Genomic DNA, 25,346 nt, shown 5'->3' with positions numbered 1-25,346 from the left:
AATGCGTCAGGGCCATTGCCTCTGCGGGTCGGTCCGGTTTCAGATCGACCCGGAGCAGGTTCGCTGGCGTGGCCATTGTCATTGCGAGAGTTGCCGCCGAAACTGCGCGGCGCCTTTCACCACCTTCTTCGGTGTTGAGGATACTGGTTGGCGCTGGACCGGCGATCCGCCGTCTTCTTACGCCCATAGCAGCCATTCGGAGCGGCTATTCTGCGCAAAATGCGGCACCCCGATGGCCTATCGATCAACACGCCACCCGGGCGAGATGCATTTCTACGCCGCGACGCTCGAAGACAGTTCAGATTTCCGGCCTGATTGGCATTTTCATTGGTCGGAACACGTGCCTTGGATTGCCCTTTCCGACGATCTGCCACGCAAGGATTGAAGGCCCGCGCCACCCCGGATAGCGTGGCAGCGTTGCAACTCCTCGAAGGCCCCTCGCGATGACTGATCACGCCCCGAATTCCTGGGAAGCGCGCGCCGCGCAATACTCGCTTTACGGCTTCACCGATCTCCCCTCGGTAGCCGAACGCGGCACGGTGGTGCTGACCCATGGGCAAGGCCCGTATGTGTTTGATACCAATGGCAAACGCTATCTCGACAGCAATTCCGGCCTTTGGAATATGGTCGCGGGCTTCGATCACAAGGGATTGGCCGAGGCCGCCAAGGCGCAATATGACCGTTTCCCCGGCTATCACGCGTTTTTTGGCCGGATGTCGGACCAGACCGTAGAACTGTCGGAAACCCTGGTAAACGTGTCGCCCTTCGCGCGGGGCAAAGTGTTCTACACCAATTCCGGGTCCGAAGCGAATGACACCATGGTCAAGATGCTGTGGTTTCTGAACCGGGCCGAGGGGCGGCCAGAGGCGCGAAAGATCCTGACCCGCTGGAATGGCTATCACGGGGTGACAATCGCGGCGTCTTCCATGACCGGCAAACCCTATAACGAGGTCTTTGGCCTGCCGCTTGAGGGGTTCCTCCACCTGACCTGCCCGCATTATTGGCGGGAGGGGAAACCGGGCGAGAGCGAGGCGGCGTTCACCGCCCGCATGGCCGCCGAGTTGGAGGAGGTCATTGAGCGCGAGGGGGCCGACACAATCGCCGGGTTCTTCGCTGAACCCGTTATGGGCGCGGGCGGCGTCATCCCGCCCTCAGCGGGGTATTTCCAGGCGATCCAATCGGTGCTGAAACGCCATGGCATTCCGCTGATCGCCGACGAGGTGATCTGCGGCTTTGGGCGCACGGGCGAGGCTTGGGGCTCGGTGACCTATGATTTCATGCCTGATGCGATCATCAGCTCCAAAAACCTTACCGCAGGGTATTTCCCGATGGGCGCGGTGATCTTGGGGCCAGACCTGACCGACCGGCTGCAAGCGGCCATTGATGAGATCGAAGAATTCCCGCACGGGTTTACCGCCTCGGGCCACCCCGTCGGCTGTGCCGTCGCCTTGAAAACGATTGATGTGATCCTGAATGAGGGCCTGATGGAGCAAGTCCGCGCGGGTGCGCCACGGATGCAGGCCGGGCTGGCGGAAATCGCGAAACACCCCAATATCGGTGAGCTGCGCGGCATCGGTTATATGTGGGCCCTGGAAGCCGTCCGGGATCGCGCAACCAAAACACCGTTCGAGGGGCATCTCTCGGTCAGCGAACGCATCGCCAATACCTGCACCGATCATGGGCTGATCTGCCGACCGCTTGGACAATCGGTGGTGCTCTGCCCGCCGTTTATCCTGACGAACGATCAAATGGATGAGATGTTCGAGAAGCTAAATGCGGCGCTAACCCAGGTCTTTGCGGAGGTGGGCTAGGTCAACGCGCGCAATCAAAGCTTAGACAGTTTCGCCTGCAGTTCCGCCAACTGCTTCTTGATCTCGTCGAGTTCTTCCTCGGGCGCCGCGTCGCTTTCCTCGTCGTCATCTGTGGTCGGGCCGCTCCACTGGTTCCCCAAACCGCCGGTCATCGCTTTGAAAAACGCCTCTTGCTGCGCGCGCATCGCCTCGAACCCGGGCATCTTGGCCATTGGGTTCATCGCGGCCATGTTCTCGACCATTTTCGACTGACCATCCTTCAACATCTCAAAAGACATCGCCAGAAAGTCGGGCACCACACTCTGGGTTTGCGATTGATAGCTCCGGACCAGATCGGTCAACACACCAAGCGGCAAGACATTCTCGCCCCGGCTTTCATGTTCGGCAATGATTTGAAGCAGATACTGCCGGGTCAACTCATCGCCCGACTTTAGATCCACGATCTTTACCTCGCGGCCATCACGGATAAATCCGGCGATATCTTCCAGCGTCACATAGTCCGATGTCTCGGTATTATAGAGGCGCCGACTGGCATAGCGCTTGATCAAAAGCGGTTCCGCGTCTTTTGCCATGACCAAAATTCCTTCCCTGCGGTGCAGCAAAGGAAAGCCTACGCGCTTGCAGCGAAAATGCAATCATTCTCGGCGCATGCACGAAAACGCGAAAGGGCGGGCCACGGACGGACCCACCCTTTCTAAGTCACGCCAATGGGGAGGACATCGGCATGATGCGTTTAAAGCAGTCGCTTACTTAGCGGTCGCTTTTTTCGCGGCAGTCGTCACCTCGGAGGTGGCTTTTTTGACAGCGGCAGTTGCTTCTTCGGAAGCTTCTTTGCCAGCAGCCATCATCAGCTCGACAGTTTCCATCTGCACTTTTTTCGCAACTTCAGCGAAAGCGGCCATGTTTTCAGCAGCCATTTCCGCCTGAGCCGACGCGAAATCGGTCAGCGATTTGGTGTAGTCGGTGGGCTCGTCTTTGACAGCGGCCACGTCGCCCATTTTGGCGATGGTGTCTTTGGTCCATTTGGACGAAATCTCGGTGGATTTCTCAGCGGCTTCCAGAGCCACTTTCGACATTTTCTCGCCAACTGCGGCAGAGGTTTTGAACGCGTCGTTCATGGCAGACATGTCCATCGGGTATGCGGACATCATTTCGCTCATGTATTTGGTGAAGTCGTTGGTCTTGGCCATTGGTCTCTCTCCTAATCATCCCCGGGGGCTGGGGCGCTTTGCTGCGGATGCAAAATATATAGATGCTGCAGCGCGGCATTGCAAGCTTTTTCTGCACCGCAGCATCGGAGAGGGTTACGTAAGGAAAATCAGTCGCTTGTGCGTTCCAACACATAGGTTCCGGGCGCGGCCGCCAAAACGTCATAGCCCGACTCACCTGGGATTCGGGCCGCAATCTGCGCGCCTGACCGCTTCTTCAACCAGGCCTCCCACCGGGGCCACCACGAGCCTTCGTTATAGCTTGCCGCCTCCTGCCAGGCCTCCGCTGTGCCTTTGACCTCGGGGTTGGTGTAGTGGCCGTATTTCTTTTTCGACGGCGGATTGACGATCCCGGCGATATGGCCCGATTCCGAAAGGATGAACGTCTTGTCCTTCGATCCCATCTGCGTCACGCCTCGGAAACTGTCTTTCCAGGCCGCAATGTGATCGGTCTCGCAGGCAATCGCGCAAATCGGCACGGTAACATCCGACAGCTCCAGGGTTTCGCCCAGCATCTGATAGCCACCTTGGGCCATCGCATTGCCCTGGCACAGCCCGCGCAGATATTCCACCGCCATACGCCCTGGCAGATTGGTCGAATCCCCATTCCAATAAAGCAGGTCAAACGCCGGGGGCGCCTCGCCCATCATATAGCTGCGTACAGCTGGGCCATAGACCAGATCATTGGCGCGCAGAAAGCTGAAGGTCTTGGACATGTAGTAGCTGTCCAAAATGCCTTCATCCGCAACCTGCCGCTCGATCGCATCGACAAAATCATCGTCAAGGAAGACCGTGAACTCCCCCTGCTCGGAGAAATCCGACAGCATGGTGAAGAAGGTCGCGGATTTGATCGATTTATCGCCGCGTTTCTTCAACAGCGCCAGGGTGAGGCTCAAGGTCGTCCCGGCGATGCAATAGCCGATGGTGTTGACCTGCTTCTCACCGGTGATCTCTTTGGCCACCCGGATCGCTTCGAGATAGCCCTCTTCGACATAGGTCTCCATGCCCACATCGGCATAGCTCGCATCGGGGTTCTTCCAACTCACCACAAAAAGCGTATAGCCCTGATCGACGATCCAGCGGATCAGGCTGTTCTGCTGTTTCAAATCCATGATGTAGAATTTGTTGATCCAGGGCGGGAAAATCACCAGCGGCGTCTTATGTACCTTCTCGGTGGTCGGCGCATATTGGATCAGTTCCATCATCCGATTGCGGAACACCACCGATCCCTCGGCCGTGCCGATATTCTCCCCAACCTTGAACGCATTGGGATCGGCCAGCGTGGGCAGCACCTCGCCATGGTGGCTTTCGATATCGCGGACCAGGTTTTCCAGCCCATCCACCAGGCTCTGCCCCTCGGTTTCCACCGCGCGTTCCAACGCATCGGGGTTGGTGGCCAAGTAATTGGTCGGTGAGAACAGATCGATGATCTGTTTCGAGAAGAACTCGACCCGCTGCTTGTCTTTCGCATCTAGCCCATCAAGCTCATGCACCGCCTCTTCGATCGCGGCTGACGAGATCAGATATTGCTGTTTGATGAAGTTGAAATAGGGGTGGGTCTTCCACATCGGGTTAGAAAACCGGCGGTCATCAGGCGTGTGATCTTCGGGCGCGGCCAAATGCCCTTTGGCGAGTTCCTGCTGCGCTTCCATGAAATGGGTCAGCGTCTGACCCCAGAACTGCACCTGCTGCTCCATCAGCTTGGCGGGATTGTTCAGCATGTCGTGCATATAGGCGGCGCCAGCCTTCAAATAGAGGTCTTGCCCCGGCCCTTGCAGACCCGCATCGCCCGGTTCGCGCGCACTGATCGCGGCGACCATGCGCTTGCTCAATTCTTCCATTTTTTTGAGGTTCTCGTTCAGCCGATCAAGGTTCTCGCCCAACTGCCCTTCCTCCCCTTCTGTCTCGGACATTGCTTGCTTTTACCCCTCAAATGCTGCATTTGCATTCATAGCGTTGCCGCGGTGAGGGGGCAAAGCGACGAATAGACCCGGGGCTATAAGGTGCCGGGATATGCGACTCAGGAGAGCAGTATGAGATACCTTCTCACCTATGATTTTATGGAATCCGTGCGGGTGACGAACCAGTGGATGGGCTCGACCGCGCGCGCGATGTGCTCTTATCCGCAGCTTGGCATTCTCGCGAATCCCGCCATCCAGATGACCGCCGCTTGGGGCGAAGTCATGGAGCGCAGCTTCGCGCGGATGGTCGCCAAGCCCGACTGGGGCATCTATTCCATTCCCGGCGATGATGGGCGCGACCACTCGATCTCGATCGAGACGGTTGTCGAACGCCCGTTCGGCGATCTGATCCGCTTCGATGTGCAAGGCCGAGCGCCGACGGGCCGCAAGGTCTTGCTGGTTGCACCGATGTCTGGCCATTACGCGACCCTTCTGCGTTCTACCGTGCTCAGCCTCTTACCCGATTGTGACGTCTATATCACGGATTGGCACAATGCGCGTGACATTCCGGTCAGTGTCGGCAAATTCGACATCGAAGACTACACGCTTTACCTGGTTGATTTCCTGCGCGAAATGGGCGCCGACACCCATGTGATCGCGGTTTGTCAGCCCGCGCCTCTGGCGCTCGCGGCCACGGCCTATCTGGCCGAAGAAGACCCCAAGGCGCAGCCCCGCACGCTGACCTTGATCGGCGGCCCGGTCGATCCCGATGCAGCGGCGACCGATGTCACCGATTTCGGCAATCGCGTCACCATGGGGCAGCTTGAGCGCCATGTTCTGCAACGGGTCGGTTTCAAATATGCTGGCGCCGGGCGCATGGTCTATCCCGGCCTGCAGCAGCTTGCCAGCTTCATGGCGATGAACGCTGAAAAGCATACCAAAGCCTTCAGCAATCAGATCATGAAGGTCGCCAAAGGCGCGGCCTCGGACCATGACAAGCACAACAAGTTCTACGACGAATACCTCGCCGTGATGGACATGACAGCGGAGTTCTATCTCTCCACCGTCGAGCGGATCTTCAAAGGCCTTGAAATTGCGCAGAACCGCTTCACCGTCGCGGGCAAGCAGGTGGATATCGGCAAAATCACCACGGTCGCCGTGAAAACCGTCGAAGGCGGCAAAGACGACATTTCTGCGCCGGGCCAATGTGTCGCCGCGCTGGATCTCTGCACCGGCCTGCCCGACAGCAAAAAGGCCAATTATATCGAGCCGAACGCGGGCCATTATGGTATCTTCGCGGGCAAAAGCTGGCGCAACAAAATCCGTCCCTTGGTGCTCGATTTCATCGACGCCAATTGCGATGTGCCAAAAGCGCCGGTCAAAGACGCGCAGAGCAAGGATATCGCCGCCGAATAGAGGAGCTTTGCCATGGCCGATCTCCGCTTTTCCTGCCGCTGCGGGACGCTGAACGGCCATGTGACACATGCGAGCCCGCGCGGCGGCAATCACATCGTCTGCCATTGCGCCGATTGCGTGCGGACGCTGGTCCATTTCGGTATCGAGGCCAATCAGCAAGACGGGGTCGATCTGTTTCAGACCACCCCGGACCATATCAAAATCGACAGTGGTAAGGAGCATCTGGCGCTCCTAACGCTCTCGCCCAAGGGCGCCTATCGCTGGTATGCGAAATGCTGCGACACGCCGCTTTTCAACTCGCCCAATACGCCCCGGTTCGCCTTTGCCACGGTGCTGACCCGCAATATCGACAGGCCCGAGGCCCTGGGCCGCGTGATCGGCCATACCTTCTTGCCCACCGCAGACGGGAAAACCCGGCATAAGAACATCACCCGACCCGTGATCAGCCTGATGATCAAAGCCGGGGCGGCGCTGATCTCTGGTCGCTGGCGCGACACGCCGTTCTTCGACCCAGAGACGCGGGAACCGGTCGCGGCCCCAACCTTGGCGCCCAAAAACGCGGGCCGCGCGGGCTAGCCCTCAAGCCAAGTGCGCAAGGCGCGCGTGGTGGCGATTGGCTGTTCCAGGGTCGGCAAATGCCCGGCCCCTTCGATGATTTGCAGCGTCGCGCGCGGGATCAGATCGGCCATGAACTCGTGCCGCCGAACCGGGCAAAGCGCGTCATATTCACCACAGAGAACAAGCGCCGGCACGGAAATGCGGCGCAGCACCGCCTGCTGATCCTGTCGCCGCTGCAACGCACGCGACTGCGCCACAAACACATTCGGGCCCAGGCCTTCTGCCATCTCCAGGACCAGGCCCAAAATCTCGTCTTGCCCAGGGCCTGGCGCCAGATAATTCGGCTTCATCTCATCGCGCATGACCTCGACCAATCGCCCGGCCTTGGCCGCCACGATCTGCGGCTCCCGCGCGGCGGCCACGGTTGGCGTCTCGGCCAATGGGTTGGTGTCGAGAAGCGCGATCCGGCTGACCCGATCCGGCGCGCGGCGATAGATCTCCATCGCCACGATTCCGCCCATGCTCAGCCCCGCCAGCGCAAACCGCTCCGGCGCGCCTGCCAAAACCTGCGCGGCAATCTCTTCGATGTAATCTCCGCCGCTGATTGGGGCCATATGCAGCGCATGCGTGCTCGACAGCGCGGCCATCTGCGGCCACCATAGCCGCGCGTCGCACATCATTCCCGGCAACAAGACCAACGGCTCGGTCACGGGCTATCCCCTTCTTCTGGCCTAAATTTTCTCGCCTGCGGCATCAGACGGCAACGCAGCACTCTTACCCGGCGGCGCCAATTTGGCATAGACAGTCTCGACGTCAACCGCCGCCAGTCCGCACCTATTCGGCTTCAGCCGAGAAAAGCCGCCCGACAACCCGCAATTCGACCACCGTCCCCGGTGTCACAAAGCCCTGAACCTCAATCGCGGTCCAGGCCGGATAGGGCTCCGTGACATATCTGCTTCGGATTTCCCGAAAAACGTCGAGATGATCCTGCAACCCCTCATGATAGGAGGTCAGGTCGATCATGCGCGCGCCTGCAGCGTTCAGCACGGTCTGAACCCGCTCAAAGGCAAGCTCGATCTGCCGCTTCGGGTCCGGATCGACACTGCCGCCGGGTCCCGCCCCGGTCATGCCGGTCAGGAACACCAAATCGCCCACAACCAGACCCGGCGACATCTTCCAGTCTCGCAGATAGCTCTGAAACCCGTCCGGCGTGATCGCGTGAATGGTCTCTTTCGCTGCCATATCCTTGATCTCCTTCTTGCACGCCTCCCAGTCGCCCCGCGACAACCTCTGCGACCGCTCACGATAGCCGAGACGTCGGAGACGATGAACACAACCGCGCCCATGATAGGTTGAGTTTGTTCTGGGTCCAGGCACGTCTTTGGTGGTCGTTGCGCATGTGACCGCAAGCCCTACCAACCAAGGCCCTACATGTTCGAAACCTCGCAGGCGTTCCGCACCGGACCAGCCCCAAACGGGGCCGGTGATGCCTAGCGCAGCGCGATCCCGTCGGCGGTGAAGAAATGCAGTTTGCGATCTTCGAAGGCTAGGCCCACGACATCGCCCGGTTTCAAGGTGGTCTCTCCATCCGAGCGGACAGTCAGTTTGCCCGAGGCCCCACAATCGATGATCAGATAGGCGTCAGCGCCGAGATATTCGACGACATCGACCGTCCCATCCACATGGCCAGAGCCCGCCGCGCCAATGGAAATCGCCTCAGGCCGGATGCCCAGTTGCGTGCCGCCCTCGGCACCGGTGGCCACACCACCGCCGCCGCCCGGCAGGGAAAACGCGCCGTCTTTCACCTCGCAGGGCAGGATGTTCATTTTCGGTGAGCCGATGAACTGCGCCACAAACAGGTTCGCGGGGTGGTCGTAGAGCTCTTTCGGGCTGCCCACCTGCTCGATCTGCCCCGCGCTCAGCACCACGATCCGGTCGGCCAGGGTCATCGCCTCAACCTGATCATGGGTCACATAGATCATCGTGGCATCCAACGACTGGTGCAGTTTGGCGATCTCATAGCGCATCTCCACGCGCAGCGAGGCGTCGAGATTGGAGAGCGGCTCATCAAACAAAAACGCCGTCGGGTCGCGAACGATGGAACGGCCAATGGCCACCCGCTGCCGCTGCCCACCCGACAAATCCTTGGGCCGTCGCTCCAGATACTCCTCCAACCGCAAGGCCCGCGCGGCCTCAGCGACTTTCTCGTCCTGCTCGGCCTTGGACGCGCCCGCCGTTTTCAACGAGAAACCCATATTGTCCTTCACCGACATATGCGGATAGAGCGCGTAAGACTGGAACACCATGGCGAGGCCGCGTTTCGAGGGCGGCTCCGCCGTCGCATCACGCCCATCGATGATCACCTGCCCGCGCGACGTCTCCTCCAACCCGGCAATCATCCGAAGCAGTGTGGATTTTCCGCAGCCGGACGGGCCGACAAAGATGACAAACTCGCCGTCATGAATGTCCAGATCGACGCCTTTGATAACTTGCGCCTCGCCATACCATTTCTCGACCGCTTTCAGTTCGATCTGTCCCATATCTTACCCCTCCGCTGCCGATGGCGAGGCCCAAGCCAGCCAGATCGCCGCCGTCCAAGTGAATGTCGCGCCCCCGGCGGGTGTGCCGTCCTCGGGGCTGAAATACTCCGCAAATCCGTTTTCCGAGATCAGCCGGGCCGTATCGGCACGCACGCGCGCGGCCTGCTCGGCCAGCCCTTGTTCGGCCATGCCCAGACCGGCGATCATGTTCATCACGCCCCAAACCGGCCCGCGCCAATAGCGCAACGGGTCGAATTTCGGATGGGCCGGGTCAAAACTGGGCAGGCTATAGGGTGCCGCGTCCAGAATGCGCGCCAATGTGGCGATAGAGCGGTGGTCATCAAGCCCGCCCCACCAACACAGGAACGACGCGTTGCTGACCACGCCGGAGAGCGCCCCGCTGCGCAGATCGCGGCTATCATAAGCGCCGATCTGCGCATTCCAGAGCGTCTCGGCCCCCGCCTCCAGATGAGCAATCCACGCCTCAATCTCACCAGTGTCTTCGCCCAAGACCACCGCTGCGTCCCGCAGATCGCGACAGGCCCGCATCAATGTGAAGGTCAGCGTCGGGTCCGCCACACGAAACGGGCTCTCCGCAGCAATCGCCGCATCGTCCCAGCCCCGCTCACGACCGAATTGCACCAGCCAGATATAGCGATCGTAATCCTCTTTCGTCGGGCGCATACGCGGGTTCACATGGCCGGTGTCGCGCCGCGTGTAAGGCGCCACCCCTTGCGGATCGATCCGCGCCATCGCGTCGTCCCAATCCGGCGCATTGTCTCGGCCCGCTTCCCAAGGATGGGTGATTGCGACTGCGCCGCTTTCGGCACGCGCCGCGATGAACCACCGATGAAACGCCATCAATTTCGGGAACATCACCCGAAGCCGCGCCTCTCCAAGCACCGGATCTCGCTGATAAATCCGCCAGGCAAAACTGGCCGCAACCGGCGGCTGGCTGATCCCCGACGAGGCGACCCGACCCGGCCCTTTGCCCGGCGCACCCTCCGCGCCCCAAACATCCGCGCCCGGGAAATAGCCCGGGTCGGGCCGGTGAAACAGGATATGCGGCACCATCCCGTTTTCCCATTGCCCCGACATCAGCGTTTCCAGCTCTTCCCAGGCGCGCGGCACGTCGAAACGCGAAAAGCCAAGCCCGGCAAAGGCGCTGTCCCAATTCCACTGATAGGGGTACAGCCCGGCGGTTGGCACCGTATAGCCGCCTTTGTCATTCAGCCTTAGAATGCGCCGGGCCTCGTCGTCCAAGGGGGCGGTGGGCGCGGCAGTTTGCTCTGCAATCATCGTGGGTTATCCTTTGACTGAGCCTGCGGTCAGGCCGCGTGTCATGAATTTCTCCAACCCCAGGAACAGCGCCATCACCGGCACCGTGGCAATCACGGCACCAGCCATCAGATGCTGGCGGGGGATCTCGGAGGAGTTGAGCGAGGCAATGCCCCGTGTGAGCGTGAATTTCGATGGGTCATCCAAGAGCATGAAGGCGAGCAGGAACTCGTTCCACGCAATCATGAAGACATAAAGCGAGACCGAGGCCAGCGCAGGCAGCGAAAGCGGCAGTGTGATCTTCCAGATCACCTGCAGCCGGCTCAAGCCATCCATCAGCCCGGCCTCTTCGATCTCCGCCGGCAAGCCCCGGAAATAGCCCTGCAACATATAGAGCGCGACCGGGATCGTCGTCACCGGATAGATCATCACGATCCCGGTGATGGAGTTGCGCAAGCCGGTCATCGAAAACGCGATATAGATCGGCAGCGCCAAAACAATCATCGGCACCATGTAGATCAGGAGGATCGAGCGAGAGAGCGATTTCTGCCCCTTAAACCGCAGCCGTGCCACCGCATAGGCCCCGGGAATCGAGAAGAGCAGCGTGATCAGAACCGTCAAGATCGAGATATAGAAGCTGGTCCACAGATAGCTGCCGAAATTGAAATCGCGGAACAGCTCTTCGTAGCTTCTGAGCAACGCCCAACCTCGGCTCAGATCAATCGTGAAATCCAACGGGTTCGCGATCAATTCGCCTTGCGTCTTCAGGCTGGTCATCACCATCACATAAAACGGGATCGCGACGGCGGCGGTGAAGAAGATATAGCCGAACCCGGTCAAAAACCGGATCACCGCCTCTTCCCATTCATGCCGGTTCAACGCGCCCTTCGGGCATCCGTCGAACATCACCAATATCGGCCAGGCCAAGCCAATGCCGAACCCGACCGCCACTGCCAGATGGCCGCCCAGACCGACAGTCTCAGCCACATGGATCGGACCAAACGGGGTATAGGTCAGCGCAAGCGTCAAAATCACCGCGCCCGCAGCCAGAAGCCGCCGATCAAACGGCTCGACCGAGACGACCCCGACAAGCGCACCCAAAAGCAGGCAGCCGATCAGACCAGGCCGAAACGCCTCGCCCGTCATGAAAGAGAGCAGGACCGAGACGGTTGTCGCAATCACGAAGGCCCACAAGACGCCCAGGATCGGCCCGGTGATATAGCTGTTCCAGAAGATCCGCATCAGAGCCCCTCCTCTTTCGACATGAATTTGAAGAAGAACCACGAGAAGCAGAGCAAGCAGAGCAGGATGACCACCGCCACGGCCGCCCCCGCCCCGATATTCGACAGCGCGAAGGCCTGCTCATAGACATTCACCGTCAGCGTCCGCGTGCCCGCATTGCCGCCCGTCAGCAGGAAGATGTCGTCGAACTTGTTGAAGGTCCAAATGAACCGCAGCAGGAACAGAACCGAGAGGATGCCCATCAACATCGGTAGGCTCAGATAGCGGAACTTCTGGAACGGCGAGGCGCCATCCACATCTGCCGCCTCATACATATCGGTGTCGATCGACTGCATCCGCGCGAGGATGAAGAGGAAGGAGAGCGGGAAGTAGCGCCAGATTTCGAACACCGTCACCATGATCAGCGCCAGGGGCCGCTCGCCGAAGAAATTGATCGCTTGCGAGGTCACGCCCATCTGAATCAGCAGTGCATTGACCGAGCCCGAGAAGGGGTCGAACAAGATCACCCAGGAAAACGCCACCGCGATCACCGGGGCGACATAGGGGAAGAGGTAAAGCCCGCGCAGGACCCCCTGCCCCCGGAAACTCTTATTGAGCAAAAGCGCCGCGAAAAGCCCGACGATCAGCGCGCCAAACGTCCCAAACACGGTGTAAAACAGCGTTGCCCCAATGACGGTCCAAAACTCGCGCGCATCAAAGATTTCGGCGAAATTCTCCAAGGTGAATTCCATGTTGGTCAGCACATTATCGGCTGACCCCGTGATGCTCGGCTCGCCATCCTCAATCGCCGCTTCCGCCGCCTCGATATCAGCGGGCAGCCCGACGGGAATTTCCAGCGTGAGACGCTCGCCCGGCTCCAACAGGTCGATCCGGCAGGTCAGCGCCTGCCCATCCAGTTCGCACCCCTCTGGCAGCTCCAGAATCTCGACCTGATCCGGGATGAGGTCGGTCAGAACCACGGCCTCAATCGGGTCGCTTTGACTGGAGTTGCGAATGCGATAGCGGATGTAAGGCTCCGCATCGTCCGCATCGCGCAGGTCTTCGCGCGCCACCGGCGCCGCGGCCCGCAAATCGGCCAGGCCAACCGGTTTGAAACTGATCCAGAAGATCGCCAAGAGCGGCAGCAGAACCACCAGCGCCACACTAGCAAGTGTCGGGAACAACAGACCCCAGGCCAGGCGCGCTTCGCGGCGCGCAAGGGGGCCGGTGCCCTTAGGAGGGACAGCGGTCGTCATCAGCTTGGTCTCCGATTGAGCGGGAGGGCTGGCCCCGGGCGACGGCCAATGCGCCGCCCGAAAGCTTGATCAGATCGGCTGAGCCCGGATCATTCGATCCGCGCCAGCTCCTCATTCATCAGCGCGACCGTGGCCGAGGCATCCCGCACCCCATCCATGTATTCACGCACCAACCGGTTGATGATCTGGCTGTTGACGATCCGGCTGGCCAGACCGAGTTGGCCATCGGCCACGCCCCAGCGCTGCGCCACATCCAGACCGCCGACAATCTCGTCAATCATCGCTTGGTCATAGAGGTCGCCCAAAGGCGCGCGGCGGTCGACACCGACGTCAAGCATCGCCCAGGCTTCGGTAAACGCAGTCGGATCCTCCGCCGTGCCGCGCCGGATCGGGAACTTTCCCTCCGGTGCGATGGCCAGCGTCGCGGTATAGCCCTGATCCATCGAGAATTGGACAAATTCCATCGCCGCATCGGTATCGGCATCCGCCGTGATTCCGAAATAGCGGATATCGGCCCAGGCCGCGCCATCGGGGTTCGACGGGCCGGCAAAGTTGGTCACGATACCCGTGCGCGAGGCCAACTCGCCGCTGGTCGGATCGTCGGTGATGGTCGGCGGTGCGCTGTCGCGAAGACCGGCCAACTCGTCGAGGATGAAGGGCGACCAGATGATCATTGCCGCACGACCCGCGAAGTAAAGCTCGCGAGATTGCTGCCAGAACAACTCCCCATCGGGGCTGGCCTCAACAATCGCGGCATAGAACTCCAACACCTCGGTGGTCGCCGCCTCGTCCAACTCCTGGAACCCGTCCGCGCCGACCGGGCTCACGCCATTGGCGAGGAACACATGCTCCAGAACTTGGCTCATGAAATTCTCGTCGATCTTGGTCGCCGCAACGAAACCGAACATCTCCGGCGGATTGTGCAATGCCTCAACGGCGGCCAGCACATTGGCATAGGTGTTGGGCGGCTCCAGCCCGTTTTCTTCAAACAAATCGGCACGATAGACGATCATCTGCGTCCAGCCATCCACCGGAACCGAGGCGAACCCGTCTTCGGTTGCCGCCATGCTCAAGGCGCCCGGTGCAAAGGTATCTTCGCCCAGGTCCTCGATCACATCACTGGCCGCGTCCGGGTCCAAGATGCCGGCTTCGGTCCAGGGCAGCGCATATTGCAGCGGGTGATAGATCACGTCCGGCAAATCGCCCGCGGCAAAGGCCGCCGTGGCCCGGGTGCCCAGATCGCTTTCGGTGACCGGGATCACCTCGACAGAAATACCGCTCTCCGCAGTAAACTCGGCGGCCATCGCCTCTTGCCGGGCCAAACGCTCAGGCTGTTCCTCGGTCGTCCAAAACCGGATCGTGTCTTGGGCCGCAGCGACGGAGCCAAGCGCCAGGCTTGAGACCGCCGCCATCAGGGCCAAACGGGTCCCCTTCATCATCAGTGTCATTTCAATCCTCCCAATGGTTGTTTTCGGTACTGACCGGCCCCAGCGCTGCCGCCGGATCCGGATAAAAATCTGCGACATCCGACGCCCGCGCGATCAACCGCGCAGGCGCGAGTTCGCGCAGACGTTCTGGATCGGTCCCGCGAATGCGGGCGAAGAGAAGCTTGGCCAGCCGCGCGCCCGCGGCCCGGCTATCCACCGCATAGGTGGTCAATGGTGGCGTCGCCGTCGCGCCTTCGGGAATGCCGTCATAGCTGATCACTGCCAGATCGGGGCCAATGCGCAGCCCGCGGCGCGCGGCGGCGCGGTAAACTCCAAGAGCGGCCAAATCCAATGCGCAGACAATCGCCGTGGGCGGTTCGGCCAGATCCAGCAGGCGCTCACCCTGAACCTCCCCCTCGGCCATCGTGGTCGCGCCGTCGACCATAAGCGCCGGATCAAATGGCAAGCCCGCATCGGCCAGACCCGCCCGATAGCCACCTTCGCGCAGCCCGGCATAGGTGTACTCCAACGCGCCATTAATGAAGCCGATCCGCCGATGCCCGCGATTAGCCAACCGCTGCACGGCGGCGGTCATCGCATCTTCACCGCTGATGTCATACCAGGCGCAGCCGGTGGGGTCCGCCGTGCGCCCAAAAAGGACAAACGGCACATCCAGATCGCGCAACAAGTCAATCCGCGCATCGTGCAGCCGCGTCCGGGGCAAGATGAACCCATCCACCTTCCGCTCATCGATCAGCCGCGCCATCGTGGCCACCTCGTCCTCCACGTCATGGGCCGTGGCAACACTCAGCGTCCAACTCTCTTTCGAGGCCGCGCGCGAAATACCATCGAGGAAATCGGTCAGAAAAGGCCGATGCTCGGCATCTCCGCCCGCATTCAAGACCAGCCCCAAAGAGCGCGCCCGCCCGGTGCGGATCGCTTGCGCCTGCGCCAAGGGCCGATACCCCATACGCTCCGCCGCGCGGGTCACACGAACCCGGGTGGTTTCCGAGATATCAGGATAGCCATTGAGCGCCCGGCTAACCGTGCCCTTGGCGATGCCCAAGGACCGGGCCAGATCATTGATCGTCACCCGTTTGGCGGCCCGCTCTCGTGGCTTTGCGATTGGCATTTGATCTCACTCCCCGACTCAGAACCTTCGTTCCGAAACCGGTTTCGGCAAGGGAAAAGACAGAAAATCGTCGCTGCAGCGCGGAAAACGCCCTTGCTCTAGAAGCCCTGCACGGCCGCCCAGTCGAGGATGATTTGGGTCACATCTGCGGTCATGGCCGGGCTCAAAACATCGCCAGCAATCACATGATTATAGGGGTCTGCACCCTCCGCCGGCAGGTCCTGCGGCGCAAGCTGCACCGGGCCGCCCCACCCCTCCGCAAAGGCCCGCGACGCGGCGGCGGAGACCACCTGATCCTGATCGGAAAAAATCGACAAAAGTGGGGCCTCCACGGTCGCATAATCGCGTCCCCGGGCCTCCCGCATCACCGCCGCCAGCGGCAAGGTCGCGATGGTCGGGTAGGACCAGGTCCAATAGGTGGCATGGGCGTCATTCAGGGTCTCGAAACTGCGCTCCGCGCCAACGAGCCAGGGCACCCAAACCCGTGCCGCGGGCCATTCCAAGAGCACACCCGCCGGATTGGCCAGCTCGAAATTGGCCGAGATCATCACCACCCCCGCGACATCCACCGCCATATCCGGCTCGGTCATCGCAATCGCCGCCAAGGTCGCGCCGGTGGAGGTGCCGATGATCAGAACCTCCTCGCCCACCGCGCGCGCGACGGCCAAAGCCTCGGCCGTGTCGTCGATCCAGGCGCCCGCTGTCGCTTGGGCCAGCGCCGCCCCGCCGCGCCCGTGGCCTCGCAACCGGGCATAGACCAGGTTCGCACCCAATGCATCGGCGACATTGTCGGGCACCGGGCGGATCTCTTCCGAGGTCGCGGAAAACCCATGCAGATACAGCACCGTCAGCGGCGTCTCCGCACCCGGCGCACCAGCCCAGATGATCCGCGCCTCGGCCCCCGGGGTGATGTCGTCAAACGCCGCCTCCCGCGCCGCTAAATGCGCCGCCGGATCGCTCAAATCACCCGCGAAGGGCGCGCCGCGCTCCACCGGTTCGGTCGGACCAAAGAGCCAGACAGCCCCCAACAACACAACGAGCGCCAACAGCAATCGGCCCAGCCATTTGCCAACCCTACGCACGCGCCAGAACCTCTTCGACCTTCTCCGTGATCAGCGCCAGGCAGGTCTCATCGGAGAACCGATGATCAGCGCCTTTGACCAGCTCCAACCGGATATCCGGCCCTTCCAGATGCTCCAGCAGCCGCTGCGCCACCGACATCTCCACATCCGCGTCCGCCGTGCCCTGCAGCATCCGCACCGGCACGTCGATCGCCAACGGCTCCCGCAGAACCAACTGGCTCCGCCCCTCCTCAATCAGCCGTTTAGTGATGATATAGGGCTCGCCATATTCCGAGGGCAACGCAACCTGGCCCGTCTCCGCAAGCTCCACCCTCTGGGCATCTGAAAACCCGGCCCACATGCTGTCTTCGGTGAAATCCGGCGCCGCGGCAATGGTCACCAACCCGGCCAGTTTCTCGAGGTGCCGTTTCGCCATCAAGAGCGAGATCCAGCCGCCCATCGAGGACCCCACCAGCACTTGCGGCCCCTCCGTCAGGCCCAAAATCGCAGCAGACGCATCCTCGGCCCAATCGCCAATCGATCCCTCAGTGAACTCACCCGACGATGTCCCATGGCCCGAATAGTCGAACCGCAGAAATGCCCGGCCCGTTGCCTTGGCCCAGGCCTCGAGATGCAGGGCTTTGGTGCCCTCTTTGTCGGATTTGAACCCGCCCAAAAACACGACGCCCGGCCCGTCTCCCGCGATTCGATTATAGGCCAACCACCGCCTCTGAACCGTCTCAAACACACCATCTGTCATCGCAAAACGCCCTTCTCATTCGGGCGTCATTACTGCACCGCACGATAAAAACAGCAAGAAAAACCCTGTTTTTCAATGCAAAACGCCGTCACGTCATACAATCCAATAGGTGACTACCTTGTCACGTGACTATTTTATCACCTATAAAGACCTCATGGATACGATCTTCAAAGCCCTCAACGACCCGACCCGGCGCGCGCTGTTGGACAGTCTGCGCCGGAAAGACGGGCAATCCTTGAGTGATCTGGAGGAACAGCTGGACATGACCCGTTTTGGCGTCATGAGACATCTCAAAGTGCTTGAAGACGCGCATCTTGTCATCACGCGCCGCCATGGGCGGTTCAAACATCACTATCTCAATGCCTTGCCCTTGCAAGAGATGCTCGACCGTTGGGTCGCGCCCTTTCTCCAGCCACAGGCCAGCGCGTTGAGCGACCTGAAAGCCAAACTGGAAAGAGAGAGTGTAATGGGTAAACCCGATTTCATGATGCAGACTTTCATCCGCTGCACGCAAGATGCGCTTTGGGATGCGCTGACCAAGGCCGATCAAATGGCGATGTATCACTTCATGTGCAACGACGTGCGCGGCGATGCGAAGCCGGACAATGTGACCGAGTTTATCCTGCCCGATGGCAACCCGATGCTGCGCCAGGTCACCACCGAGATGGACCCCAAAACCCGTATCGCGATGACCTTCGAACCGATGTTCATGGGGCCGGACGCGCCCGCGAGCCATATGGTCTATGTGATCGAAGCCCAGGGCGACACCTGCAAACTGACCATCGAGCATTACGATATGGCCCCCGGCCAAGAAGGCTTCGCCGAAGGTTGGGCACGGTTGGCGGCCTCGCTCAAATCCTATCTCGAAACCGGCAGCGCCCTCAAAATGGCGATGTGAAGGAGGCTTAGACCATGACCAAACCCGATTTCATGATGCAGACTTATATCCGCTGCTCCCAAGATGCGCTTTGGGACGCCCTCACCAACGCAGACGCCGTTCAGCACTATGACTTTCTCGAACAAACGGCCGAGCGCCGCGGCGATACGTTGGTGTATCGCACCCCCGATGGCACCGAGACCTTGCACACCAAAGAGATGGTCGTCGAACCGAAGACGCGGCTCGTCACCAGTTTCGAGCCCAAATGGGAACCCGATGCAAAAACCAGCGAGGTGACATATCTGATCGAACCGCAGGGCGATTATTGTTGCCTTACCGTAGAGCATCGTGGCCTTGCCCACGATCCATCGGGCGGCACCGCGGACGGTTGGGTGCGCTCACTTGCAGGCCTCAAAACCTGGCTCGAGACCGGCACGCCGACCCATTTCGGCGGCGATCATCTCTGGGACGAACACGAGGAGGCTTGAGTCATGGAATTCCCCACCGAATTGGGCATTCTCGCCTGCCTGATGATCCTCGCGGCCTCGATGTGGATCCCTTATGTTGTTGGCATCGCATCCGACCCCTCCGAAGAAGACGCGTTCGATACACCTGCGACGATCAGCAGATTGCGCCCCTGGGTGCAGCGCGCCCATCGCGCGCATCTGAACCTCTTGGAACAAGCCATGCCCTTCGCGGTGCTGGTTCTGATGGTGGATCGGTTCGACGGGTTCACCGGTCTCACCTATTGGACGGCCATCGCGTTTTTCTGGATCCGCGTCCTCCATGCGGCGGGCATGATCGCCGGCGTGGCGCGCATGCCGCTCCGGCCCATCGTTTTCACCGCCGGGTGGATCTGTGTCTTGATCATGGGCTACGCGGTCTTCGCCGCCGCCTGACACAGACAGTTGACCAAATGACGCCGCGCCCGAATTGACCTCGGGCGCGGCGTCTCTACTGTCGCGGGGATGAGCACCGCCTCCCGCACCGTGATCTGGTCCCTCTCCGCCGCGAATTTCGTTGTCGGCATGGGGGCCTTCCTCGTCATTGGGATTTTGGAACCCTTGGCCCAAGACCTCGGCGCAAGCCGGGCGGCGACGGGCAATCTGATGACGACCTATGCGCTGACCTATGCTGTCCTCTCGCCGCTTCTGGTGGCGGCCACGGGGCGGATCGGGCGGCGCCGGGTGCTGGCCGCGGGGTTCAGCCTCTACGGGCTCGCCTCGCTGGCCTCTGCCCTCGCGCCCGACATCACCACGCTGCATCTGGCCCGGGCCCTGGCCGCCGCCGGGGCGGGCGTCATCACCCCCGTCGCCGCCGCTGTCGCGGCGACGCTGGTCCCCGCCGATCAACGCGCCCGAACCCTCGCCTTGGTCTTTGCCGGGATCACCGTGGCCCAAGCCCTCGGCATCCCGGCGGGCAGTTGGCTCGCCTACACCATTGGCTGGCGATGGGCCTTTGGCGTCGTCGCCCTTTTGTCGCTTCCGGCGCTCATTCTGCTCTGGCGGATGATCCCGCCGGGTCTGCCCTTCCACGCGGTGGCGCTGCGCGATCTGCGAGCGAACCTGACCAGCCTGCCAATCATGGTCTCGGTCTTGTTTACCACGACATTTCTGGGCGCGATCTTCGTGCTCTACACCTATTTCACCCCGCTCCTCGCCCAAGTGCAGGGCCTGGGCCGCGACGGGGTTTCCCTCATGCTCCTGCTCTTCGGGATCGGCGCGATCTTGGGCAATCTCTTTGGCGGCATCCTGTCCGACCGGTTCGGCCCCTCCCGCACGCTGATCGGCCTCTGCCTGGCGCAACTTGCGGTGTTGCCGCTTTTCTCGATCCTGCCGCTCAATACCTGGGTCTTGGGGTTGATCGTACTCATCTGGTCGGTGATCGGTTGGTCCTTCGGGGCGGCACAACAGGTTCGGCTGATCATCCTCGACGCGACCCAGGCGCCTGTGCTCCTGTCGCTCAACGCCGCCGGGGTTTATATCGGCACCGCCCTTGGCGCCTTCATCGGCGGGCTGGTCCTGGCCGGGTTTGGCCCTGGTTTGCTGGGTCTGGCCGCCGCTGCCGGTGTCGCCCTGTCGCTTGCCCATCTGCTCTGGTCCGACAAATTGAACCGCCGCACCTTTCCGGCACCTTGACGCGCAGCCCAACAGAGGGCATTCAGTCGGCACATACATATTGTCCCGCAACCGGGCGTTTCGTAGGCGCCAAACTGATGAGGAGACCGGCCGATGGCCCAGATTTCCCTGACTTTCCCCGATGGCAATTCCCGTAGCTACGCCGCTGGCGTGACTCCGGCGGAAGTGGCGGAAAGCATTGCGCCCTCGCTGGCCAAGAAAGCCATCTCGGCGCAGGTCGATGGCATCCATTGGGATCTCGCCTGGCCGATTGAGGCCGACGCCGCGATCGCCATCAACACGATGAAGGATGAAGCCCCGGCGCTGGAACTGATCCGCCATGACTGCGCCCATATCATGGCCCGCGCCGTGCAGGAGATTTGGCCCGATGTCAAAGTCACCATCGGCCCCGTCATCGATAACGGCTTCTATTACGATTTCGACCGGGAAGAGCCCTTTACCCCCGAAGACCTCGGTGTGATCGAAGCGAAGATGAAAGAAATCATCAACCGCCGCGACCCGGTGACCACCGAGATCTGGGAACGCGACCGCGCCGTCGCCTTCTACGAGGCCAATAACGAGCCTTATAAGGTCGAGCTGATCGAAGCCATCCCCGGGGACGAACCGCTCCGGATGTATTGGCATGGCCATTGGCAAGACCTCTGCCGCGGCCCGCATTTCCAACACACCGGCCAGGTACCCGCCGACGCGTTCAAACTGATGAAAGTCGCCGGGGCCTATTGGCGCGGCGACAGCAATCGTCCGCAGCTTCAGCGGATCTATGGCGTCGCCTTCCAGAACCGGCAGCAGTTGAAAGACCACCTGACCTTCCTCGAAGAAGCCGAGAAACGCGACCACCGCCGCCTGGGCCGGGAGATGGAGCTGTTCCATTTCCAGGAGGAAGCGCCGGGCATGGTCTTCTGGCACCCCAATGGCTGGTCAATCTATCGCGAGCTTGAAGACTATATGCGCCGCCGCCTGACCAAGGCGGGTTATCAAGAGATCAAGACGCCGCAAGTCGTCGACCGCAAACTGTGGGAAGCCTCGGGCCATTGGGATAAATACCGTGAAAACATGTACATCACGGAGATCGACGAAGAGCACGCGAATGAAAAACGCACCAATGCTCTGAAGCCGATGAACTGCCCCTGCCATGTGCAGATTTTCAACCAGGGCATCAAATCCTACCGCGATCTGCCGCTGCGCCTAGCCGAGTTCGGCTCTTGCCACCGTTATGAGGCCCATGGCGCGCTGCACGGGCTGATGCGGGTGCGCGGCTTCACCCAGGATGACGCGCATATCTTCTGCACCGAGGATCAGATCGAGGCGGAATGCGCGGCCTTTATCGAGCTCTTGTCCGGCATCTACCGCGATGCGGGCTTTGCGAGTTTCGACATCAAACTCTCGACCCGCCCCGAGGTCCGCGTCGGCTCTGACGAAGTTTGGGACAAGGCCGAAACCGCGCTGGAGAAGGCGATCCTCAGCGTCCGCAATGATTATGAGATCGACCCGGGCGAAGGCGCGTTTTACGGCCCCAAACTCGACTTCAAACTGACCGATGCGATTGGCCGCGAATGGCAATGCGGCACGTTCCAGGCGGATTTCAACCTGCCGGAACGGCTCGATGCCAACTATATTGGCGAGGACGGCGCGAAACATCGCCCCGTCATGCTGCACCGCGCGATCCTGGGCTCGTTCGAGCGCTTCATCGGCATCATGATCGAGAACTACGCTGGCAAACTGCCGTTCTGGCTCGCGCCCCGGCAGGTCGTGGTGGCCGCGATCGTGTCGGAGGCCGACGAGTATGTGCTGGAAGTCACCCAGATGCTAAAAGACGCCGGCATCCGCGCTGAGGCCGATATCCGGAACGAGAAGATCAACTACAAGGTCCGCGAGCATTCCGTGGGCAAGGTCCCTGTCATCCTCGCCATCGGCCGCAAAGAGGTGGAGGACCGCACCGTCACCCTCCGCCGTTTGGGGGAGAAACAGACCAGTGTCTTGCCGGTGGATCAGATCCTCGCCGATTTGACCAACGAGGCGATCCCGCCGGACCTGAAGTGACCCAAGGGCCAATGGCCGCTTGGGCTAGAAAAAGCTGTTGTCAGGCGTTCAAGGAGCAACGCCTGCTTTCGGGCGATGAGATGAGATAGAACGTTTGATCATACAGAATGATCAAGTCGCGGCGCCGTTTCTTGAGTGAGATACCGACAGGCCAGATCATTTGGATTTCAAGCCAGAACAACCAAAAACTGAACTTCGGACGATCCGTGACTTGAGGTCGTGGATGGAAGAAAACGGCTGCAACTTTCTGTCTTATCAGATTGATAGCGCGCCTATCTCCGAGGGGTTCATACTCGCAAAGGTCGGCACATCCTTTCAGTGGGTTTTCACCGAACGCGGCGTGAAGAGGGTGGAGAAGGTCTTCGACTGCGAAAGCGACGCGGTTTTCCACGCATATACGCAGATCAAAGATGACAGTTGGGCGTGGAGCCATTTGGTTGGTTTCATCAAGGAACAGGTCAAGCTCACCGCGTTGAAGAAATCACTGCAAAGGAGGGGCATTCATTTCTTTGACGACATGATCCCCTATGGCGGCAAAGACGATGTGCGATACCGGGTTTATGTTCACGGCTGCGAGGCCGAGGCGGTCGCTGATCTTCAAAGAGTTTACGGCCGTTAGAGACTGGAGGGGCTTGCATGCGAGCGCTTGGCATCCAGTTTTCGAAAGGCCGCCATCCATTGGCCAGGCATCTCGGTCAATGAGAACTCAAAGGCCCCCATCCCTCAAAAATGCGCTTTCTCCTCATCGGGCCGCCCGGCGGCCAGCGCCAAGAGTCCGCCCAAACCACAAAAGGCAATCGGGAACATGGTGGCGACGTTGAAGCCGAAGGCGTGATACATCCCGGTGGCTGAGATCAACAGCAAGATACCGCCCCAAAGTGCCCGCGCCCGGGCCATCGCCCCACCCGCAATCGCCAAAAGCGGCGACAGAATCGCAACTGTTTTGAAAAGCTGTGGGTTGTCGACCTGCCGCGCCACATTATCGATCTCGCCAAATGAGTCGATAAACGCCACATAGCCATAAACAAAAAATCCGACGATCATGCCGGTGACACCGCCGATAATGCCCAAAACCAAAGCCGCATTGCGCATGTGAGAGTCCTTCTGCCTGCCTGTCTCATCTCGATATGGCACCCGCGCCCGTCCAATCCAAGATCGAGCCGCCGCCAGGTTAGGGTGAAACATTTGCCACTCTTCCCCCGGTTTCCCCTGTAACATGAGCGGAAATCCCCGGTTGGCCGCATACTGTCGCAACCCTTGTTTTCTTGAATATTTCCCGCATTTTAGCACCGCCCACCCTGCTCACAAACCTCTCGCGCGCGCTCACGGACCCGTGCGGCACGGCTCTGTGATTGGCCAGTGATCGGCCCCAGCCGCTACCAATTTCCCTGTCGCTGCTACTTGCGATCTGTCATCTAACCAACTCGGAGATACTCCAAAATGTCGACCCACGTGAAATCCCTGGCGCTGCTCGGCGCCGCCGCTGCTGTTCTGACCGCTCACGGCACCGCACCGGCCCAAGCTCAGGCCCAGGAAAAATGCTTCGGCATCAGCCTCGCTGGCGAAAACGACTGCGCCGCGGGCCCCGGCACCACCTGCGCCGGCACCTCGACTGTTGACTATCAGGGTAACGCCTGGACCTTCGTGCCCGCCGGCACCTGCGCCGACGTTGAGCTGCCAGATGGCCGCATGGGTGAAACCCTCGCCTCGCTCGAAGCCGATGGCTACGAAGGCCTGGCGCGCGACCTGCCCGAAGGCACCGACACCTCGGTTCTGCGCTCGCTCGACATGTAATTTGGCTTTTGCCAAACCCGCCCCTGGCGTTCGCGCCAGGGGTCCTTTTTAAGACGATCCGGTGGTAGTATGCTCGATATGGCTCAACACACGCGCCTCCCTCTGACCGCCGGTATCGGCTACAAAGCCCAGCACTACGCCGATCTGATCGCAGATCCCGGCCCCGTGACCTGGCTCGAAATTCACGCGGAAAACTACATGGGAGATGGCGGCCGCCCGCTGGCGCAACTGCGCGCCTTGGCCGAGCGTTTCCCGATCTCGGTTCATGGCGTTGGCCTGTCGATTGGCGGCGAAGCCCCGCTCGATACGGATCACCTTGCGCGGCTGAAACATCTCTGCACCTGGCTCAACCCCGCGTCTTTCTCGGAACATCTGGCCTGGTCGACCCATGACATGGGCTTCCTGAACGACCTGCTGCCCCTGCCCTATACACAGGCCACGCTCGCCCGCGTCGCCGCCCATATCAACCAGGTGCAAGACACGATCGGTCGGCAGATGCTGCTCGAAAACCCCTCGACCTATCTGGATTTTGACGAAACCGAGATGGAAGAGGTTGAGTTCCTGTCCGCGATCGCCAAACGCACCGGCTGCGGCCTGCTGCTCGACGTGAACAACGTCTTTGTCTCTGCCAACAACCAGGGCTGGGACGCGCATAGCTATATCGACGCCTTCCCGCTCACCCATGTGGGCGAGATCCATCTCGGCGGTCATGACGAGGATGAAGACGATCAAGGCCGCCCGCTCTTGATCGACAGCCATGGCCGCGAGGTGGTCGACCCGGTCTGGGCGCTCTATCGCTACACCGTCGCCCGGGGTGGCCCCCGCCCGACGCTGATCGAATGGGATACCGACGTGCCGCCCTTTGCCGAACTGCGCGCCGAAGCGGCCCGGGCGGAGACCATTCTCACCCCTGTTGAGGCTTGAGACC

Annotated in this window: 26 protein-coding genes; 12 read left to right on the top strand and 14 right to left on the bottom strand. The window is 60.8% G+C overall.

Going from position 1 to position 25,346, the window contains the following annotated elements:
* The first annotated feature begins 1 nt into the window (after window position 1).
* On the top strand, window positions 2–385 hold the full coding sequence (locus GTF44_RS13190; RefSeq protein WP_171561770.1) for a GFA family protein: 384 nt from the start codon (window positions 2–4) through the stop codon (window positions 383–385).
* 58 nt (window positions 386–443) lie between these two features.
* Window positions 444–1,811 carry an aminotransferase gene (locus tag GTF44_RS13185; RefSeq protein ID WP_171561767.1) on the top strand — a complete coding sequence of 456 codons (1,368 nt, stop codon included), beginning with the start codon at window positions 444–446 and terminating at the stop codon, window positions 1,809–1,811.
* 14 nt (window positions 1,812–1,825) lie between these two features.
* On the opposite strand, the gene phaR is transcribed toward GTF44_RS13185, so the two are convergent.
* The 3 genes from phaR to phaC form a co-directional block, all read right to left on the bottom strand.
* Complete coding sequence (gene phaR, locus GTF44_RS13180; RefSeq protein ID WP_145216316.1) at window positions 1,826–2,383, bottom strand: polyhydroxyalkanoate synthesis repressor PhaR; 558 nt, start codon at window positions 2,381–2,383, stop codon at window positions 1,826–1,828.
* Between the two features lie 174 nt (window positions 2,384–2,557).
* A complete protein-coding gene (locus tag GTF44_RS13175) occupies window positions 2,558–3,001 on the bottom strand; it encodes a phasin family protein (protein WP_145216313.1) in 444 nt (147 codons plus the stop codon).
* 128 nt (window positions 3,002–3,129) lie between these two features.
* Window positions 3,130–4,932, bottom strand: a complete 1,803-nt coding sequence (phaC, locus tag GTF44_RS13170; protein ID WP_171561764.1) for an alpha/beta hydrolase — start codon at window positions 4,930–4,932, stop codon at window positions 3,130–3,132.
* Between the two features lie 120 nt (window positions 4,933–5,052).
* On the opposite strand from phaC, the gene phaZ reads away from it, so the two are divergent.
* Together phaZ and GTF44_RS13160 are read left to right on the top strand one after the other, a co-directional pair.
* Window positions 5,053–6,336: a polyhydroxyalkanoate depolymerase gene (gene phaZ, locus GTF44_RS13165; RefSeq protein WP_145216307.1), complete on the top strand. Its 1,284-nt coding sequence runs from the start codon at window positions 5,053–5,055 to the stop codon at window positions 6,334–6,336.
* Window positions 6,337–6,348: 12 nt separating this feature from the next.
* A complete protein-coding gene (locus tag GTF44_RS13160; RefSeq protein WP_171561761.1) occupies window positions 6,349–6,912 on the top strand; it encodes a DUF6151 family protein in 564 nt (187 codons plus the stop codon).
* Here GTF44_RS13160 and GTF44_RS13155 read toward each other — a convergent pair.
* The 10 genes from GTF44_RS13155 to GTF44_RS13110 all read right to left on the bottom strand — a co-directional run bounded on the left by GTF44_RS13155 (window position 6,909) and on the right by GTF44_RS13110 (window position 17,569).
* Window positions 6,909–7,604, bottom strand: coding sequence for an alpha/beta fold hydrolase (locus tag GTF44_RS13155; RefSeq protein ID WP_171561758.1), 696 nt, complete (start codon window positions 7,602–7,604; stop codon window positions 6,909–6,911). The two genes, GTF44_RS13160 and GTF44_RS13155, sit on opposite strands and share 4 nt — an antisense overlap.
* A 124-nt stretch (window positions 7,605–7,728) precedes the next feature.
* Window positions 7,729–8,136, bottom strand: a complete 408-nt coding sequence (locus tag GTF44_RS13150; protein ID WP_171561755.1) for a RidA family protein — start codon at window positions 8,134–8,136, stop codon at window positions 7,729–7,731.
* Between the two features lie 248 nt (window positions 8,137–8,384).
* A complete protein-coding gene (locus GTF44_RS13145) occupies window positions 8,385–9,434 on the bottom strand; it encodes an ABC transporter ATP-binding protein (protein ID WP_171561752.1) in 1,050 nt (349 codons plus the stop codon).
* 3 nt (window positions 9,435–9,437) lie between these two features.
* Entirely contained in the window at window positions 9,438–10,733 is a 1,296-nt protein-coding gene (locus GTF44_RS13140) for a hypothetical protein (RefSeq protein ID WP_171561749.1), read from the bottom strand.
* 6 nt (window positions 10,734–10,739) lie between these two features.
* A complete protein-coding gene (locus GTF44_RS13135) occupies window positions 10,740–11,954 on the bottom strand; it encodes a carbohydrate ABC transporter permease (RefSeq protein WP_171561746.1) in 1,215 nt (404 codons plus the stop codon).
* Entirely contained in the window at window positions 11,954–13,189 is a 1,236-nt protein-coding gene (locus GTF44_RS13130) for a carbohydrate ABC transporter permease (RefSeq protein ID WP_171561742.1), read from the bottom strand. The genes GTF44_RS13135 and GTF44_RS13130 overlap by 1 nt, the downstream gene beginning before the upstream one ends.
* An 89-nt stretch (window positions 13,190–13,278) precedes the next feature.
* Window positions 13,279–14,637, bottom strand: coding sequence for an ABC transporter substrate-binding protein (locus tag GTF44_RS13125; protein ID WP_253261308.1), 1,359 nt, complete (start codon window positions 14,635–14,637; stop codon window positions 13,279–13,281).
* A 1-nt stretch (window position 14,638) separates the two neighbouring features.
* Window positions 14,639–15,748 (bottom strand): LacI family DNA-binding transcriptional regulator, encoded by a 1,110-nt coding sequence (locus tag GTF44_RS13120; RefSeq protein ID WP_171561739.1) that lies wholly within the window; start codon window positions 15,746–15,748, stop codon window positions 14,639–14,641.
* Between the two features lie 98 nt (window positions 15,749–15,846).
* On the bottom strand, window positions 15,847–16,830 hold the full coding sequence (locus GTF44_RS13115) for an alpha/beta hydrolase (protein ID WP_171561736.1): 984 nt from the start codon (window positions 16,828–16,830) through the stop codon (window positions 15,847–15,849).
* A complete protein-coding gene (locus tag GTF44_RS13110; RefSeq protein ID WP_171561733.1) occupies window positions 16,823–17,569 on the bottom strand; it encodes a carboxylesterase in 747 nt (248 codons plus the stop codon). Before GTF44_RS13110 ends, GTF44_RS13115 begins: the two co-directional genes overlap by 8 nt.
* Before the next feature lie 118 nt (window positions 17,570–17,687).
* Here GTF44_RS13110 and GTF44_RS13105 point away from each other — a divergent pair, with 118 nt between their 5' ends.
* The 6 genes from GTF44_RS13105 to GTF44_RS13080 all read left to right on the top strand — a co-directional run bounded on the left by GTF44_RS13105 (window position 17,688) and on the right by GTF44_RS13080 (window position 23,243).
* Window positions 17,688–18,467: a metalloregulator ArsR/SmtB family transcription factor gene (locus GTF44_RS13105; protein ID WP_253261309.1), complete on the top strand. Its 780-nt coding sequence runs from the start codon at window positions 17,688–17,690 to the stop codon at window positions 18,465–18,467.
* 14 nt (window positions 18,468–18,481) lie between these two features.
* Entirely contained in the window at window positions 18,482–18,934 is a 453-nt protein-coding gene (locus tag GTF44_RS13100; RefSeq protein WP_171561730.1) for an SRPBCC domain-containing protein, read from the top strand.
* A gap of 3 nt (window positions 18,935–18,937) precedes the next feature.
* The gene (locus tag GTF44_RS13095; RefSeq protein WP_171561728.1) at window positions 18,938–19,345 is read left to right on the top strand and encodes an MAPEG family protein; all 408 of its coding nucleotides are present in this window, start codon (window positions 18,938–18,940) and stop codon (window positions 19,343–19,345) included.
* 69 nt (window positions 19,346–19,414) lie between these two features.
* Entirely contained in the window at window positions 19,415–20,584 is a 1,170-nt protein-coding gene (locus tag GTF44_RS13090; protein WP_171561725.1) for an MFS transporter, read from the top strand.
* Window positions 20,585–20,677: 93 nt separating this feature from the next.
* Window positions 20,678–22,624: a threonine--tRNA ligase gene (gene thrS, locus GTF44_RS13085; RefSeq protein ID WP_171561722.1), complete on the top strand. Its 1,947-nt coding sequence runs from the start codon at window positions 20,678–20,680 to the stop codon at window positions 22,622–22,624.
* A 223-nt stretch (window positions 22,625–22,847) separates the two neighbouring features.
* Window positions 22,848–23,243 carry a hypothetical protein gene (locus GTF44_RS13080; protein ID WP_171561720.1) on the top strand — a complete coding sequence of 132 codons (396 nt, stop codon included), beginning with the start codon at window positions 22,848–22,850 and terminating at the stop codon, window positions 23,241–23,243.
* A gap of 104 nt (window positions 23,244–23,347) precedes the next feature.
* Here GTF44_RS13080 and GTF44_RS13075 read toward each other — a convergent pair whose 3' ends face one another.
* Window positions 23,348–23,716 carry a hypothetical protein gene (locus tag GTF44_RS13075; RefSeq protein ID WP_171561717.1) on the bottom strand — a complete coding sequence of 123 codons (369 nt, stop codon included), beginning with the start codon at window positions 23,714–23,716 and terminating at the stop codon, window positions 23,348–23,350.
* 348 nt (window positions 23,717–24,064) lie between these two features.
* Between GTF44_RS13075 and GTF44_RS13070 the strand changes: the two genes are divergently transcribed.
* Entirely contained in the window at window positions 24,065–24,418 is a 354-nt protein-coding gene (locus GTF44_RS13070; RefSeq protein ID WP_145216232.1) for a DUF2282 domain-containing protein, read from the top strand.
* A gap of 69 nt (window positions 24,419–24,487) precedes the next feature.
* Entirely contained in the window at window positions 24,488–25,342 is an 855-nt protein-coding gene (locus GTF44_RS13065; RefSeq protein ID WP_171561714.1) for a DUF692 domain-containing protein, read from the top strand.
* The last annotated feature ends 4 nt before the right edge of the window (window positions 25,343–25,346 follow it).

Origin of the sequence: Roseobacter sp. HKCCD6576-2 (genome assembly GCF_013179285.1) — a bacterium.
Classification (GTDB): Bacteria; Pseudomonadota; Alphaproteobacteria; order Rhodobacterales; family Rhodobacteraceae; genus Rhodophyticola; species Rhodophyticola oceani.
The sequence above is the reverse complement of the archived record's forward strand: the minus strand, read 5'-3'. Positions and strand labels throughout refer to the sequence as shown.

Coding starts and splice junctions, on each gene's coding strand:
- GTF44_RS13120 (WP_171561739.1), bottom strand. CDS start 15,748: ATGCCAATCGCAAAGCCACGAGAGCGGGCCGCCAAACGGGTGACGATC.
- GTF44_RS13070 (WP_145216232.1), top strand. CDS start 24,065: ATGTCGACCCACGTGAAATCCCTGGCGCTGCTCGGCGCCGCCGCTGCT.
- GTF44_RS13185 (WP_171561767.1), top strand. CDS start 444: ATGACTGATCACGCCCCGAATTCCTGGGAAGCGCGCGCCGCGCAATAC.
- GTF44_RS13095 (WP_171561728.1), top strand. CDS start 18,938: ATGGAATTCCCCACCGAATTGGGCATTCTCGCCTGCCTGATGATCCTC.
- GTF44_RS13135 (WP_171561746.1), bottom strand. CDS start 11,954: ATGCGGATCTTCTGGAACAGCTATATCACCGGGCCGATCCTGGGCGTC.
- GTF44_RS13190 (WP_171561770.1), top strand. CDS start 2: ATGCGTCAGGGCCATTGCCTCTGCGGGTCGGTCCGGTTTCAGATCGAC.
- GTF44_RS13145 (WP_171561752.1), bottom strand. CDS start 9,434: ATGGGACAGATCGAACTGAAAGCGGTCGAGAAATGGTATGGCGAGGCG.
- GTF44_RS13175 (WP_145216313.1), bottom strand. CDS start 3,001: ATGGCCAAGACCAACGACTTCACCAAATACATGAGCGAAATGATGTCC.
- GTF44_RS13140 (WP_171561749.1), bottom strand. CDS start 10,733: ATGATTGCAGAGCAAACTGCCGCGCCCACCGCCCCCTTGGACGACGAG.
- thrS (WP_171561722.1), top strand. CDS start 20,678: ATGGCCCAGATTTCCCTGACTTTCCCCGATGGCAATTCCCGTAGCTAC.
- GTF44_RS13150 (WP_171561755.1), bottom strand. CDS start 8,136: ATGGCAGCGAAAGAGACCATTCACGCGATCACGCCGGACGGGTTTCAG.
- GTF44_RS13100 (WP_171561730.1), top strand. CDS start 18,482: ATGACCAAACCCGATTTCATGATGCAGACTTATATCCGCTGCTCCCAA.
- GTF44_RS13130 (WP_171561742.1), bottom strand. CDS start 13,189: ATGACGACCGCTGTCCCTCCTAAGGGCACCGGCCCCCTTGCGCGCCGC.
- GTF44_RS13125 (WP_253261308.1), bottom strand. CDS start 14,637: ATGACACTGATGATGAAGGGGACCCGTTTGGCCCTGATGGCGGCGGTC.
- GTF44_RS13090 (WP_171561725.1), top strand. CDS start 19,415: ATGAGCACCGCCTCCCGCACCGTGATCTGGTCCCTCTCCGCCGCGAAT.
- phaC (WP_171561764.1), bottom strand. CDS start 4,932: ATGTCCGAGACAGAAGGGGAGGAAGGGCAGTTGGGCGAGAACCTTGAT.
- GTF44_RS13065 (WP_171561714.1), top strand. CDS start 24,488: ATGCTCGATATGGCTCAACACACGCGCCTCCCTCTGACCGCCGGTATC.
- GTF44_RS13160 (WP_171561761.1), top strand. CDS start 6,349: ATGGCCGATCTCCGCTTTTCCTGCCGCTGCGGGACGCTGAACGGCCAT.
- GTF44_RS13110 (WP_171561733.1), bottom strand. CDS start 17,569: ATGACAGATGGTGTGTTTGAGACGGTTCAGAGGCGGTGGTTGGCCTAT.
- phaR (WP_145216316.1), bottom strand. CDS start 2,383: ATGGCAAAAGACGCGGAACCGCTTTTGATCAAGCGCTATGCCAGTCGG.
- phaZ (WP_145216307.1), top strand. CDS start 5,053: ATGAGATACCTTCTCACCTATGATTTTATGGAATCCGTGCGGGTGACG.
- GTF44_RS13075 (WP_171561717.1), bottom strand. CDS start 23,716: ATGCGCAATGCGGCTTTGGTTTTGGGCATTATCGGCGGTGTCACCGGC.
- GTF44_RS13080 (WP_171561720.1), top strand. CDS start 22,848: ATGGAAGAAAACGGCTGCAACTTTCTGTCTTATCAGATTGATAGCGCG.